The organism is Streptomyces sp. NPDC001156 (assembly GCF_053598275.1).
Genome location: NZ_JBSFJX010000030.1, coordinates 16,681 through 30,639, shown reverse-complemented (window position 1 = coordinate 30,639; position 13,959 = coordinate 16,681). Strand labels below are relative to the sequence as shown.

At 70.6% G+C, this 13,959-nt stretch carries 10 protein-coding genes, 2 tRNA genes, 1 pseudogene and 1 riboswitch; of the genes and pseudogenes, 9 read left to right on the top strand and 4 right to left on the bottom strand.

All coding sequences use genetic code 11. The features are described from left to right. The 4 genes and pseudogenes from ACWDA7_RS17365 to ACWDA7_RS17350 form a co-directional block, all read left to right on the top strand. A pseudogene (locus ACWDA7_RS17365) lies at nt 1-271 on the top strand (DEAD/DEAH box helicase); the annotation flags it as partial. 249 nt (nt 272-520) lie between these two features. After that, nucleotides 521-2,650 (top strand): FG-GAP-like repeat-containing protein, encoded by a 2,130-nt coding sequence (locus ACWDA7_RS17360; protein ID WP_450605157.1) that lies wholly within the window; start codon nt 521-523, stop codon nt 2,648-2,650. Between the two features lie 118 nt (nt 2,651-2,768). After that, the gene (locus ACWDA7_RS17355; RefSeq protein WP_450605156.1) at nt 2,769-4,277 is read left to right on the top strand and encodes an amino acid permease; all 1,509 of its coding nucleotides are present in this window, start codon (nt 2,769-2,771) and stop codon (nt 4,275-4,277) included. Between the two features lie 118 nt (nt 4,278-4,395). After that, a tRNA-Lys gene (locus tag ACWDA7_RS17350) sits at nt 4,396-4,468 on the top strand. A 223-nt stretch (nt 4,469-4,691) separates the two neighbouring features. On the opposite strand, the gene ACWDA7_RS17345 is transcribed toward ACWDA7_RS17350, so the two are convergent. Together ACWDA7_RS17345 and ACWDA7_RS17340 are read right to left on the bottom strand one after the other, a co-directional pair. Next, on the bottom strand, nt 4,692-5,369 hold the full coding sequence (locus ACWDA7_RS17345) for a GTP cyclohydrolase II RibA (protein ID WP_433131634.1): 678 nt from the start codon (nt 5,367-5,369) through the stop codon (nt 4,692-4,694). A 223-nt stretch (nt 5,370-5,592) separates the two neighbouring features. Continuing rightward, nucleotides 5,593-6,102: a MarR family winged helix-turn-helix transcriptional regulator gene (locus ACWDA7_RS17340; protein ID WP_360999119.1), complete on the bottom strand. Its 510-nt coding sequence runs from the start codon at nt 6,100-6,102 to the stop codon at nt 5,593-5,595. A gap of 112 nt (nt 6,103-6,214) precedes the next feature. Between ACWDA7_RS17340 and ACWDA7_RS17335 the strand changes: the two genes are divergently transcribed. The 5 genes from ACWDA7_RS17335 (at nt 6,215) to ACWDA7_RS17315 (ending at nt 11,465) form a co-directional block, all read left to right on the top strand. Beyond that, entirely contained in the window at nt 6,215-7,363 is a 1,149-nt protein-coding gene (locus tag ACWDA7_RS17335) for a dihydrofolate reductase family protein (RefSeq protein ID WP_450605155.1), read from the top strand. A 106-nt stretch (nt 7,364-7,469) separates the two neighbouring features. Then, nucleotides 7,470-7,543, top strand: a tRNA-Met gene (locus ACWDA7_RS17330). Nucleotides 7,544-7,686: 143 nt separating this feature from the next. Then, on the top strand, nt 7,687-8,907 hold the full coding sequence (locus ACWDA7_RS17325; RefSeq protein ID WP_450605154.1) for a PP2C family protein-serine/threonine phosphatase: 1,221 nt from the start codon (nt 7,687-7,689) through the stop codon (nt 8,905-8,907). A gap of 228 nt (nt 8,908-9,135) precedes the next feature. Beyond that, a riboswitch (cyclic di-AMP (ydaO/yuaA leader) is annotated at nt 9,136-9,292 on the top strand. Between the two features lie 11 nt (nt 9,293-9,303). Next, nucleotides 9,304-10,338, top strand: coding sequence for a M23 family metallopeptidase (locus ACWDA7_RS17320; protein WP_450605153.1), 1,035 nt, complete (start codon nt 9,304-9,306; stop codon nt 10,336-10,338). A 182-nt stretch (nt 10,339-10,520) separates the two neighbouring features. Beyond that, the gene (locus ACWDA7_RS17315; protein ID WP_450605152.1) at nt 10,521-11,465 is read left to right on the top strand and encodes an aldo/keto reductase; all 945 of its coding nucleotides are present in this window, start codon (nt 10,521-10,523) and stop codon (nt 11,463-11,465) included. A gap of 62 nt (nt 11,466-11,527) precedes the next feature. Here ACWDA7_RS17315 and ACWDA7_RS17310 read toward each other — a convergent pair whose 3' ends face one another. Continuing rightward, nucleotides 11,528-12,868 carry a PrsW family intramembrane metalloprotease gene (locus tag ACWDA7_RS17310; RefSeq protein WP_450605151.1) on the bottom strand — a complete coding sequence of 447 codons (1,341 nt, stop codon included), beginning with the start codon at nt 12,866-12,868 and terminating at the stop codon, nt 11,528-11,530. Between the two features lie 62 nt (nt 12,869-12,930). After that, complete coding sequence (gene trmB / locus ACWDA7_RS17305) at nt 12,931-13,791, bottom strand: tRNA (guanosine(46)-N7)-methyltransferase TrmB (RefSeq protein WP_450605150.1); 861 nt, start codon at nt 13,789-13,791, stop codon at nt 12,931-12,933. Nucleotides 13,792-13,959: the final 168 nt, after the last annotated feature.

The window sequence follows — 13,959 nt, the reverse complement described above, 5'->3', positions numbered from 1 at the left end:
CGACCGCCGGGACAACGACCAGCGTTCGTTCGAGCGGCGTGACGACCGCGGCGGCTTCCGCCGGGACAACGACCGGCGTTCGTTCGACCGGCGCGACGACCGCGGCGGACACCGCAGCAGCGACCGCCCGTTCAACCGCGACCGCCAGGGCGACCGGCCCGGTTTCCGCTCCGGCACCCACGACCGCCCGTACGGCCGTCGTGACGACCACCGCGGCACCGGCTCCTTCGGCCGCCGCGACGACAAGCCGCGCTGGAAGCGCAACGGCTGACGCCGGGTCACCGACCGGCGGAGGGCCCGCACGACTCAGGTCGTGCGGGCCCTTCCGCGTTTCCGGGGAGACGCGACACACGTTCACTTTTTCGCTTCCTTTACCTGTGAGGCGGTTGTTAACATCCCTCGACTTGGCATGGAGCGGTGCGGCCGGGGGGATTCGCGCGGCCGTGCACCGGGTCGGGGGGAACGGCCCCGGTCACCATGCCGTTCTCGCTTCCCTGGGGAGGGACCCTTGGCTCGGCGTGTGAACGCACGCTCTTCGGCGACCCGGCGTGGCCGGATCGCCCTCACTCTCGCGAGCCTGGCGGCTCTGGGCGCCAGCTCGCTGACCACCGCGGGACCGGTCGCCGCGGACACCTCTCCCACACCCGTCCAGACCGACGGCGTGTGGGGCATCGACTACGCGGGCGGCTTCCTGACCACCGTGGAGAACACCCCGAGCGGCGATCAGTTCGTGATCGGCCGTCGGATTTCGGCCGACGGCTCGACGGTGCTGCAGAGGACCACTCGCGGGTACGCCGGCACCTTCGCCGTCGGCAGCCATGCGCAGCGCGTGCCGTGCGACGCGGACGGCTCGGGCTGCGTGCCGATGCGCTCCTTCGGCAACTCGTACGTCGGCTACTTCATGGACGACGGCACGGGCAAGCTGACCGCCCACATCGACCTGGACGAGAACTCGTCCAACGGGGCGGCGGAACCGGTCGTCACCGGCGCGAGGTTCGTCGACGCCACCGGCCGCTACTACGTCTACCAGGCGACCTCGACCGGCAAGCAGTACGTCGACGCCGTGCAGGGGTACTACCACCACCCCGTCCGGCTGACGCGCTCCATCACGGCCGCCTCCCTCTGGGGCCAAGCGCTGTGGGCACCCGGCTCGGGCAACGGTGTGGTCACCGCGTACGACCTGGAGAAGGGCAAGACGGTTCAGACCGTCTCCACCGGCGCGCCGTGCACGGTCAAGGAACTCCAGGTCATCGGCCGCTGGATCTACTGGAACTGCGGCCCCACCGGTGCCGCGGGTGTGTACGACCGGACGGCGAAGAAGGACATCACCGTCCCCTCGGGCCCCGTGCTCGTCGGCGACGGCTACCTCGTCCAGCACGACCGGAGCGCCGGCAAGCTCATGCTGACGGACTACCACTCCGGTACGGCCGCGCCCGCGCGCGCCGTCGCCGACCTCCCGGCGGGGAACATCGCGGACCAGCGACGGCTGACCTGGACGGTGGACAAGTTCGGCGGCGACATCGCCTATGTCGATCAGGACCAGATGATCCGGATCGTGCAGAGTGGGGTCCCGACGCAGCCGCTCGCCGCGATGGAGTCCGAGATGGACGACGAACTGGCGAGTGCCAAGGACGACTCCTGGAAGAGCACCTGGCAGCTCACCAAGCCGGCCACCTGGACCTTCAGGGTGAAGGACCCCATCGGCCGGACCGTGCGCACTCTCACCGGTAGCGGCACCGACATCGACGTCGACTGGAACGGGAAGACGGACTCGGGTACGTACGCGTACAACGGCAAGTACACCTGGACGCTGACCGCCACGGCCGCCGACGGCGGGGGCACGTACACCTCGGGCGGCACCATCGCGCTGAGCGGCGGTCGGCAGGCTTTCCACGACCAGGGCGGCTACAGCTACGGCGAACTCGTCACCCTTGGCTCCAACGGTGCCCTGACGCTGCATTACACCGAGGGGAAGGGAACCTTCGACTGGAAGCGTTCGGCATCCGGCTGGCCGGCCGGGACCGTTGCCGTCCCGTTCGGCGACATGGGTACCGACCGCTGCGCCGAGATGCTGGTGCGCATGCCGAACGGCGAACTGCGCCGCTACGCCGGCAAGTGCGGCGACCCGTACACGCCGTCGAGCAGCCACACCTCCCTCGGCACTGGCTGGAACCAGTACGACGTGTTGACCTCGCCGGGGGACATCAGCGGTGACGGGCGGGCCGACCTGCTCGCGCGTAACGCCTCGACCGGTGCGGTCTACCTGTACAAGGGCACCAGCACCGGAAAGCTGTCCACGCGCGTGAAGTTGTACGACAACTGGAAGACGTACAAGAAGGTCGTCGGTGTCGGTGACCTCAATGGCGACGGGATCGGCGACCTGATCGCGCAGGACAAGTCCAACGTCCTGTACCACTACTACGGCACCGGCAAGGGCACCTTCGCGACCCGGGTCCGGCTGTTCACCAACTGGGGCAGCTCGTACAACGTCGTGGTCGGAGTCGGTGACATCACCGGCGACGGCAAGGCGGACATCGTCGCCCGGGACACCGCAGGCAACCTCTACCGCCAGTCCGGCTACGGCAACGGGTCGTTCGCGGCGCGGGTGAAGATCGGCACTGGCTGGCAGCAGTACAAGGGGATCTTCTAGCCCCACTTTTCGGCCACACTGTGACGCATGTCACGCCCCCGGGATGGGCATTGCTGGGGGCATGACATCTCCCTCGCCCTTCAGCGCACGTGATCCCTCAGCGAAACCGGGCGCAACCATGTCCGACGAGGAACGGCTTGCCCAGCTCGGCTACACCCAGGTCCTCGCCCGCCGCATGTCGGCGTTCTCCAACTACGCGGTCTCCTTCACGATCATCTCGGTCCTCTCGGGCTGTCTGACCCTGTACCTGTTCGGCATGAACACGGGCGGCCCGGCCGTGATGACCTGGGGCTGGGTCGCCGTCGGCCTGATGACCCTGTTCGTCGGGCTGTCCATGGCCGAAATCTGCTCGGCGTACCCGACCTCCGCGGGCCTGTACTTCTGGGCCCACCGCCTCGCGCCCCCGCGCTCGGCGGCGGCCTGGGCCTGGTTCACGGGCTGGTTCAACGTGCTGGGCCAGGTGGCGGTGACGGCGGGCATCGACTTCGGGGCCGCGTCCTTCCTCGGCGCCTACCTCAATCTCCAGTTCGGCTTCGAGATCACCCCAGGCCGCACGGTTCTGCTCTTCGCGGCCATCCTGTTCCTGCACGGCCTGCTGAACACGTTCGGCGTGCGCATCGTCGCCTTCCTCAACAACGTCAGCGTGTGGTGGCACGTGCTGGGCGTCGCGGTGATCGTCGGTGCCCTGGCGTTCGTACCGGACCACCACCAGTCGGCGTCCTTCGTGTTCACCAAGTTCGTGAACAACACGGGCTGGGGCAGCGGGGTCTACGTCGTCCTGCTGGGTCTGCTGATGGCCCAGTACACCTTCACCGGCTACGACGCCTCCGCCCATATGACGGAGGAGACCCACGACGCGTCGACGGCGGGTCCGAGGGGCATCGTCCGGTCCATCTGGACCTCCTGGATCGCCGGCTTCGTGCTGCTGCTCGGCTTCACCTTCGCCATCCAGTCGTACGACAAGGAGCTCGCCTCACCGACCGGCGCGCCGCCCGCGCAGATCCTGCTGGACGCTCTCGGCGCGACCGCCGGCAAGCTGCTGCTCCTCGTGGTGGTCGGGGCCCAGCTGTTTTGCGGCATGGCGTCGGTGACGGCCAACAGCCGTATGATCTACGCCTTTTCGCGCGACGGCGCGCTGCCGTTCTCGCATGTGTGGCACACGGTCAGCCCGCGCACCCGCACCCCTGTGGCCGCCGTGTGGCTCGCCGCGCTGGGTGCCCTGGCCCTCGGCCTGCCGTACCTGATCAACTACACGGCCTACGCGGCGGTCACCTCGATCGCCGTGATCGGACTGTACGTCGCCTACGTCGTCCCGACCCTGCTGCGGGTGCGCAAGGGCGAGGCGTTCGAACGCGGGCCGTGGCACCTGGGCCGCTGGTCGCAGGTGATCGGGGTGATCTCGGTGGTGTGGGTCGGGGTGATCACGGTTCTCTTCATGCTCCCGCAGGTCTCCCCGGTCACCTGGGAGACCTTCAACTACGCACCGGTGGCTGTCCTGGTGGTGCTCGGTTTCGCGGCGACCTGGTGGCTGGCGTCGGCCCGGCACTGGTTCCTGAATCCGCACCACGAGCGCACACGCGCGCGGGAGGCGGCGAGGGCTGGAACGGTGGAGGTGGTGGACCCCTAGGGACGCGGCGGACGGGCGGGGCCATCCGCAGGGTCTCGGCCGCCGGTGTGGCCGGGTCACCGATACCCGATCGGAGTCCCGGCCTCTTCCGGCTATGCTCAGGGAGGCAACATCGCGTGGGCCCTTAGCTCAATTGGCAGAGCAGTGGACTTTTAATCCATTGGTTGTGGGTTCGAGTCCCACAGGGCCTACCCAAGAGCCCCCAGCTCAGAGACATTCAGAGCTGGGGGCTCGGCCGTTGTCGGAGTCTCGGGCTGCCCGGCTGGGCGCGGGCGCTCATGCACGGCGGACGGCCGTCGGGCTCCCTGCCGTACGCGGCCCGCACGAGCCTGTTCGACTCGTTCGACGGCACGTGCATGAACTCGGCCCACCCGGTGGGCGTATCGACCCCGACGCGGGCTCATGGCGCTGGCGTCAGCCCGCGGTCAGCTCCGTGAGGGGCAGGGTGTGCTGGGTGTGCACCACCTTCGCGCGGAGGTAGCGGACGTTGTGCGCCGTGGTGAAGACACCCGTCGGGACGTGGTGGGTGACCGTGAGGCCGTGGGAGCGCAGCTGGGCCGCCTTGTCGGGGTTGTTGGAGAGCAGGTCCAGGGCGTCGACGCCGAGGGCGCGGAGCATCTGCGCGGCGGCCGTGTAGTCGCGGGCGTCCTCCGGCAGACCGAGCGCGGCGTTGGCCTCGTAGGTGTCCAGGCCCTGGTCCTGGAGGGCGTAGGCGTCGAGCTTGTTGTACAGGCCGATGCCGCGGCCCTCCTGGCGGAGGTAGAGCAGGATGCCGCCCTGGTCGGCGATGCGCTCCACGGCCTCGCGCAGCTGGGGGCCGCAGTCGCAGCGCGCCGAGCCGAAGACGTCGCCGGTCAGGCACTCGGAGTGCAGCCGCACCAGCGGGGGACGGTCGGCCGGGGGCTTGCCGAGGATCACGGCCACGTGTTCCAGGCCGTCGACGAGGCCGTGGAAGGTGACGAGGTCGGCGGTGACCGTGTAACCGTCGCCGAAGCGCAGCGGGACCGTCACGCGGGTGCGCACCGTGGCGGCGGGGACGTCGGTCGGGTTGCTGCTGTCGCTGGGGACGGTGCCTTCGCCAAGCTCGCGCATGTCTGTCGTCCTTCTCCGGTCCTGCGGGTCGGGTGCGGAGAGTGCACCGCATGCTTCAGATTTGAAGCACAACCTCGTCGGCAGACTCTAGTCGTGCTTCAAAATTCAAGCAACCTGTTTCGGGCCTGCGAGGCCGGCCATGCTCCAGACCTGCTCGGATCCGTGACTCCAGGCCCGTGGGCCTTCGGACCGGTGATTCACCGCCTCGGCGAGTGGCCGGGCTTCACGCCGTGGACGAACGCCGGCGCCAGGGCACTCCGCCGCACGGCGACTGCTCGTCGTCGCCCTGGAGCGTGTCGGTGATCCGGGTGCAGATCGCCTCCAGCTGTGCCACCTGCTCGGGCGTGAGCTGGTCGAACACGGCTGCCCGTACCGTCTCGACGTGGCCCGGCGCCGTACGCTCCAGGAGAGCCATGCCGGCGTCCGTCAGGACCGCGGTGCTGCCGCGCTTGTCCGTGGGGCAACCCTCCCTGCGGACCGAGCCGTCCTTCTCGAGGCGGGTGACCGCGTAGGTCAGCCGGCTGCGTGTGATCTTCAGCGTCTCGGCGAGGTCGGTCATCCGCATCTGGTGGCCGGGTGCGTCGGAGAGGTTGGCCAGGACGGAGTAGTACAGGTGCGGCATGCCGGCCTCCTGTTGGAGTTGCCGGTCGATCGTGTCCTCCAGGAGCCACGACGCGGCGAGGTACGCACGCCAGGCGCGCATCTCCTCGGGGGTGAGCCAGCGGGTCGTCATGCCGCCAGTGTAGTTATTGTTTAAAAGTTGAACCACACATCCCGACCCCGGTCCCGCCGGACCTCGACCCTCGACCCGGAACCACCGGATCCCGACCACCGGAGCGCAGTCCATGGCCCACCCCTACGTCCTGTTGTCCGCGGCCGTCTCCCTTGACGGCTTCCTGGACGACACCGGCCCCCAGCGGCTCCTGCTGTCCGGACCGGAGGACTTCGACCGGGTCGACGAGGTGCGGGCGGCCAGCGACGCGATACTCGTCGGCGCGGGCACGCTGCGCACGGACAACCCGCGGCTGCTGGTCTACTCCGACGAACGGCGCGCGGCCCGGGTCGCCGCAGGGCTGCCGGAGTACCCGCTGAAGGTCACGGTGAGCGCGTCCGGCGCCCTGGACCCGGATGCCCTCTTCTGGCACACGGGCGGCGAGAAGGCCGTCTACACGACGGACTCGGGCGCCGAGCGGCTGCGTGGATCGCTGCCGGCGGACGTGGAGGTGGTCGCTCTGGGTCCGGACGTGAACTGGCGCGCGGTCCTCGCCCACCTCGGGGACGTCAAGGGCGTACGGCGGCTGATGGTCGAAGGCGGCGGGCGCGTGCACACCCAGCTGCTCCGGCAGGGTCTCGCGGATGAGTTGCAGCTCGTCGTCGCTCCGCTGTTCGTGGGCGAACCGGGCGCACCGCGGATGTTCGGGCCGGGCGCCTACCCGCCGGGGCGGATGCGGCTGGTGGAGACGCGGCCGGTCGGGGACGTCGTGCTGCTGCGGTACGTGCCCACGGCGCCCGGCGCCGGCGCGCTCGCCTCCGCCGCGGACCGGCGCTGGCTCGAGACGGCCTGCGAGCTCGCCGCGCAGTGCCCACCGTCCCGCACGGCCTTCAGCGTGGGGGCGGTGGTCGTCGCGGCCGACGGTACGGAGCTGGCGCGTGGGCACTCTCGCGAGGGCGGCGACCCCGTGGTCCACGCCGAGGAGTCGGCCCTGGCGAAGCTGGACCCCGCCGATCCGCGGCTCGCGGGCGCCACGGTGTACAGCAGCCTGGAACCGTGCGCCCGCCGCGCCTCCCGGCCCGCGCCGTGCGCCCGGCTGATCCTGGACGCCGGGGTGCGGCGCGTGGTCACCGCCTGGCGCGAGCCGGACACGTTCGTGCAGGCGGCCGACGGGAACGCCGTGCTGACGGAGGCCGGGGCGGACGTGGTGCTCCTGCCGCAGTACGAGGACCTGGCGAAGGCCCCGAACGCGCATCTGCTGTCCCCCTCGACCCGCCCCTGAGACGCCCGCCACGACTGCGTGGACGGGCCGGAATGAGCTGGTGAAGCGCGTGGGCGTAAACCCGTGCGCTTCACGTCGCGCGTATGGCTTACACTGGTATCACCGACGCGGGGTGGAGCAGCTCGGTAGCTCGCTGGGCTCATAACCCAGAGGTCGCAGGTTCAAATCCTGTCCCCGCTACTGATGGCCGAGGGCCGGAGTCCGAAAGGGCTCCGGCCCTCGGTGTTTCCTCCGCCCGGCGCGTCCACCGGTTCGCTCCCGGTCCATACCCCGGCCGGCCCACAGCGGTCGCCCTCCGCTCCCCTTCCGTGAAGCCTGGACGCGTGGTGCAGCAAGCAGGCCCGCTGTGGCTCGAGGAGTCGTACGACGACCACGACCAGCCCGGCGGCCGACCGTCCGGTGAACCCGTGCCGGCCGCCGGTGCCGGGGACACCCCGTCACCGCGTCGAGTCGAGCGCGAGAACCGTCGTTTCTTCTGCGCGCGGGCGTTCCTGAGCGCCCTGCCCGCCCTGCTCATCGCCATCGGGACCGGCTACGACTTCCTCGGCCCGTCGGATGTCACGGCCGGCCCGTTGTTCACCGCCGCGCCGCTCGTCGCCGCGCCGCTCTACTCGCTGCGCGGCACGGTGCTCACCGGTGTGGCGGCGGTGCTCGCCGTCCTCGCCGTCCACCTCAGGCTCGGCCTTCCCGGGAGGGCCGACGCGGTCACCGAGATGGGCACCGTCGTGACCGTCGCCGTCCTGGCCGTCCTCATCAACCTGCTCGTCCGGCGCAAGAACGAACGCCTCGCCTCCGCCCGGGGGATCGCCGAGGCCGTCCAGCGTGCCGTGCTGCCCGAGCCGGCCCCACGGATCGGCGGGCTGGACGTCGCGGCCCGGTACGAGGCCGCGCAGGCCGGGGCCTTCATCGGCGGCGACCTGTACGCCGTGCAGGACTCCCCGCACGGGGTACGGCTCGTGGTCGGCGACGTGCGGGGCAAGGGCATGGGAGCCGTGGCCGCGGTCGCCGTGGTCATCGGCGCCTTCAGGGAGGCCGCCGAACAGGAGTCGACCCCGGAGGCGGTCGCCCAGCGTCTGGAGCGGGCACTGTCGCGCGAGGGCACTCGGCGAGACGGACTCGACGCGTGCGAGGGGTTCACCACCGCGGTCCTCGCCGAGATCCCGCACGGCGGCGGGGTCGTCCGGATCGTCAACCGCGGCCACCCCGCGCCCCTCCTCCTGCTCCCGGACGGCACGCTGCGGCTACTGGAGGCCCGTGAGCCGGCGCTACCCCTCGGCATGGGAGACCTCGGGGTCTGGCCCGACCGTAGTGAGGAGTGGGAGTTCCCGCCCGGGGCGACGCTGCTCCTCTACACCGACGGCGTCTCGGAGGCACGGGACGCGCACGGCGAGTTCTATGATCCCGCCGCCCGGCTCGCCGGCCGCGTCTTCCCCGGTCCCGGCGCACTGCTGGCCGCGGTCACCGAGGAGGTCGCCCGCCACACCGGCTGCCGCGCCACCGACGACATGGCCCTGCTGGCCGTGCGCCGGCCCGAGCGCCCTTGATGGGTGACGCTCGGTGGTCGAGCGGTGCCCCTGCGCATAACAACTGATACACCGTCAACACTTGTGAGGTGCATGAGGCGTAGCCAACTCGCCCGTTTTGGGTCGGTCATGGCATGAAAGTCCTGGCCAAGTACGTCAAGGATCTGTTCAACAGCTTGGAATCCGGGCTCCGCGTCTATTAACGTTCGATAACGCAGCGCGGTCGTCCCAGCCGTCACAAGAGGCGGCTCCGTGCGCATGCCGAATCCCGCAAGGGAACCGGGGAACCACCAACTTGGGGTGAATCGGGCGGATACCGCCGCGGAAGCACGGCCGGTATACGCGCGTAGGAGACCTTCCTCTCCGAACCCGTCAGCTAACCCGGTAGGCGAGACGGAAGGAAAGGAGTGCGCCCACGTGGCGTCCAACCCGCCTGCCCAGAGCACCTCGTCCGCTCCCAACGCCACTCAGACGTTCGGGTACGCACCCGGCGCCGAGGAAGGCCCCTGGGAGGAGTGGAACCCCACTGAGGAGTCCCTCCGTCCCGTCCGCGGCCGGCACCGCGTCGGCAAGCAGCGCGGAGGAGGGCTCGCACGCAGCTCCACCGTTTTGGGCGTCGGTGTGATGGCCGCAGTCGGCGCGGGCGGCATGGCCACCGCGCAGACCGGCAAGCCGCCGGTGTCCATATCCATGCCGGACCTCTCCTCGGTCACCGAATCGGCCAAGGCCCTCATCGGCCAGGACACCGCCGCCCCCAAGGGCTCCGCCACCCCTCTGAGCACCGCGGGCGTCTCCACCGCCGACGCCGCCGCGGGCACCAAGGACGCGGGTGAGGCGCTGCGCACCCGGATCATCCAGCAGGCCGAGGCCCAGCAGGACCGGATCGCCGTCGAGGCCGCCCGGGCCGCCGAGGACGCCGCCGCGCAGAAGGCCGCCGCCGCGGCCAAGAAGGCGCAGGAGGACGCGGCTGCGAAGGCCGCCGCGGACAAGCAGAAGGCCGCGGAAGAGGCCAAGAAGAAGGCCGAGGCGGAACGGCTGGCGGAACTGGCCAAGCAGTTCACGCTGCCGACCTCCTCCTACACCCTCACCTCCCGCTTCGGTGACGCCGGCGCCATGTGGTCCTCCGGGTACCACACGGGCCTCGACTTCGCCGCTCCCACGGGCACGCTCATCAAGGCGATCCACAGCGGCACCATCACGGAGGCCGGCTGGGCCGGATCGTACGGCTACCGCACGATCCTGACCCTCGACGACGGCACGCAGCTGTGGTTCTGCCACCAGTCGTCGATCAGCGTCAGCGTCGGCCAGAAGGTGGCCACGGGCGATGTCATCGGCCGCGTGGGCGCGACGGGCAACGTGACCGGGCCGCACCTGCATCTGGAGGTCCACCCGGGCGGCGGTGACGCGATCGACCCGATGGCATGGCTGCAGAGCAGGGGTCTCAACCCCTGACGGTTCGGGCGGGCCCTCCGCGGCCTCCCTCCCCGGCTCCGGCAGTCCTGACGTAACCCCCCCACGTCAGGACTGCCGGTCGTGGTCGTCGTCTCGAGTCGGAATACGTCGATCCGGTTGTTTACGCGAATTTTGCGGCGGTTCCGGAAGGCGCCCGTCCGGTACGGGCGTTGGGATTGAGCATGACTTCTCTTCGCAAGCTCGGTTCCTCCGACCTCGAGGTCTTTCCGCTCTCTCTCGGCGGCAACGTCTTCGGCTGGACCGCGGACGAGGCCCAGTCCTTCGCGGTGCTCGACGCCTATGCGGCGGCGGGCGGCAACTTCGTCGACACCGCTGACTCCTACTCGGCCTTCGCCCCGGGCAACAAGGGCGGCGAGTCGGAGACCATCATCGGCAAGTGGGTCAAGGCGCGCGGCAACCGCTCGGACGTCGTCATCGCCACCAAGGTCAGCCAGCACCCGGAGTACCAGGGCCTGCGCGCCGCCAACATCAGGGCGGCGGCCGACGCGTCCCTGCGCCGTCTGGACACCGACTACATCGACCTCTACTACACGCACTTCGACCAGCCCGAGGTGCCCGTGGAGGAGATCATCGGCGCACTGGACGAGCTGGTGAAGGCGGGCAAGGTGCGTGCCATCGCCGCCTCGAACATCTCCCCCGAACGCCTCCAGGAGTCCCTCGACCTGTCCGACCGCGAGAACCTCGCGCGGTACGTGGCGCTGCAGCCGCACTACAACCTGGTCTCGCGCGACACATACGAGGGCACGCTGGAGGGCGTCGCCTCCCGCGCCGGTCTCGCGGCCGTCCCGTACTACTCCCTCGCGGCCGGATTCCTGACCGGCAAGTACCGGCCGGGTACGACGGTGGACTCGGCGCGTGCGGGGCGTGCCGGTGAGTACCTGAAGTCGGAGCGAGGACTGCGCGTGCTGGCGGCCCTGGACGAGGTCGCGCAGGAGCGGGGCGCGGAGATCGCGACGGTGGCCCTGGCGTGGCTCGCGGGCCGGCCGACGGTGGCGGCCCCGATCGCCTCCGCCCGCACGCTGGAACAGCTCCCGGCCCTGCTGGCGGTGGGGGACCTGACGCTGACGGACGACGAGGCGGCGAAGCTGACGGCGGCGTCGGCGTAAGGGCCGCCCGCTTCCCCCCGGTCGTCCCCCCGGGTCCGGCGGCGCCGAGCCTTCCGCGACCGCTACGAGCGGTACGGGTTGTAGGTGGGATACGGCGCCGCCGGACCGTAGGGCCCCGGCCAGTACGCCGGGGCGTACCCGTAGATCGGTGGGACCTGCGGTGTCACCACCGGCGGGGCCACCGGTGTCGTGGCCCGCGCGGCGTATGCGAGCGTCGGCCGTGCCACCGACCGCCGCGCCCACAGCTCGTCCAGCAGTTCCCGTTCCCGTACGACGAAATCGGCGTCGGCCCGGCCCCGGCGCCCCCGGTGGCGCAGGAACGCGAGCGAGGTGGCGTACGCCTCGTACTGCGCCACCGAACGTGCCGCGGGCTTCCCGAAGTGGTGGCGTGCGTACTCCCGGGCCAGCCGCCGGGCCCGCATCGAGCCGAGGACGAACGGTTCCACCGGGCCCAGCCACCCGGTGACCGCGTACACCGGCAGCTCCTCCCGCACGGTCCGCAGCTCCCGCTGCCGCGTCCAGACGACCAGCCAGGTCAGCAGCGCGAACGCGGGCACCATGAATGACGCGTAGACCGCGAAGAACCCGTAGTCGCCGAATGCCGAGGATCCGTTCCACATGGCGTGCATGCCCATCGCGAGCAGCAGCCCGACCAGCGGCAACAGGACCCGGCGCAGGTGCTTGCGCTCCGAGGTGAGGGCGGCGATGCCGAAGCCGATGCCGGTGAGCACGGTGAACAGGGGATGGGCGAAGGGGGACATCACCACGCGGACGAAGAAGGTCGCGGCGGTCACGGACGCGAGCCCCCGCTGCCCGCTCAGCTCGTCCGTGCCGAAGGCGGTGCCCAGGTAGAGGATGTTCTCGGTGAAGGCGAAGCCGGTCGCGGTGACCCCGGCGATCACCACGCCGTCGACGATCCCGGTGAAGTCCCGTCTGCGGAAGAGGAAGACCAGCAGCACGGCCGCGGCCTTCGCGGACTCCTCGACGACGGGCGCTATGACGGTCGCACCGAGGGTGTCGGCGCCGTGCGGGTCGGCGGTGGCGGTCGCTATCCATTTGGTCGCGAAGCTGTTCGCGACGATCGCGATGAGCGCGGCCGCGCACGCACCCCAGGCGAAGGCGAAGAGCAGATTGCGCCACGGTCCCGGTTCGACCCAGTCGAGCCAGCGGAACGCGGCCACGAGCAGGGGCACGGGCAGCACCGCGAGGCCCAGCCCCACCAGGAAGCCCTTGGTGCCGGTCTGCTCCCGTACGAGGGCGAGGATGACGAGCCCGGAGAGCGTCAGCAGTGTGATCGACGCGCCGTAGCGCACCCACCGCCTCTGCCACCAGTGCGGGTGCCCCAGGGTGCCTCCACCGGAGTCGCCGGCCGGATGCGACGGGTACGGGGGAAACGTGGCCACGGCATCGACCCTAACGAGGAAGGGGCGCCGCCCGCGACGGGGCCTGGTGAGGGGCCCGCGGCTCAGTCGCCCGCGGAAGGCTGGTCCCGGTGCTGTACACGCCGGAAGAGCAGGTCGTTCACCACATGACCCTTCTCCAGGCCCTGGCCCTCGAAACGGGTCAGCGGCCGGAAGTCGGGACGGGGCGCGAAACCGCCGTCGGGCTGGGTGTTCTCGAACTCCGGATGTGCGGTGAGTTCCTCGAGCATCTGTTCGGCGTACGGTTCCCAGTCCGTCGCACAGTGCACCAGCCCGCCGGACCTGAGGCGGGTGGCGGCGAGTGCGAGGAACTCGGGCTGGATGAGGCGCCGCTTGTGGTGGCGCTTCTTGGGCCAGGGGTCGGGGAAGTAGACGCGCAGCCCGTCGAGCGAGTCCGGCGCCAGCATCTCGCGGAGCAGGATGATCGCGTCGCCGTTGCCCACCCGGACGTTGGTCAGCCCGCCTCGATCGGTGAGACTCAGCAGGTTGCCTTGGCCGGGAGTGTGCACGTCGACGGCCAGGACGTTGGTGGCCGGGTCCGCCGCGGCCATCGTCGCGGTGGCCTCGCCCATGCCGAAGCCGATCTCGAGCACGACGGGGTTCGTGTTCCCGAACAGCTCCGCGAGATCGACGATCCGCTGCCCGTCGATGTCCAGCCCCCAAGCGGGCCACAACCGCTGCAGCGCGTCCGCCTGCCCGGCCGTCACCCGGCTGCGCCGTGGTTGGAAACTACGGATCCGGCGCTCGAAGTGCGACCCGGCCGGATCGGCCATCGGCCCGTCGGGGAAGCGCGGCTCGCCCTTGGCCCGGGCAGGCCGAGGGGACGCTCCGGCGGCAGGGGTGATGGGTCCGCGGGGGGCGATGACGTGGTGGTCTTCGGAAGCGAAGTCGATGGACTCAGACACAGTGGGACCAATTTTACGGGCCGATGCGGCCCGGTCGGTCGAGTCCGTCCACGGCCGCGGGCGATCGTGCCGTCCGGTGCACATGAGGGCAGGCGTGGGCGCCGTGGCGGCACCCGCGAGCACGGGCCCGTGAACCGGACCGTCGTCCGCACTCGGTGCCGGGCGGTG

What these genes read in the sequence shown, in the direction of transcription:
- ACWDA7_RS17340 (WP_360999119.1), bottom strand. Translation starts at nt 6,102, where the DNA reads ATGACGACCCGCTGGCTCACCCCCGAGGAGATGCGCGCCTGGCGTGCG.
- ACWDA7_RS17335 (WP_450605155.1), top strand. Translation starts at nt 6,215, where the DNA reads ATGGCCCACCCCTACGTCCTGTTGTCCGCGGCCGTCTCCCTTGACGGC.
- ACWDA7_RS17345 (WP_433131634.1), bottom strand. Translation starts at nt 5,369, where the DNA reads ATGCGCGAGCTTGGCGAAGGCACCGTCCCCAGCGACAGCAGCAACCCG.
- ACWDA7_RS17315 (WP_450605152.1), top strand. Translation starts at nt 10,521, where the DNA reads ATGACTTCTCTTCGCAAGCTCGGTTCCTCCGACCTCGAGGTCTTTCCG.
- ACWDA7_RS17355 (WP_450605156.1), top strand. Translation starts at nt 2,769, where the DNA reads ATGTCCGACGAGGAACGGCTTGCCCAGCTCGGCTACACCCAGGTCCTC.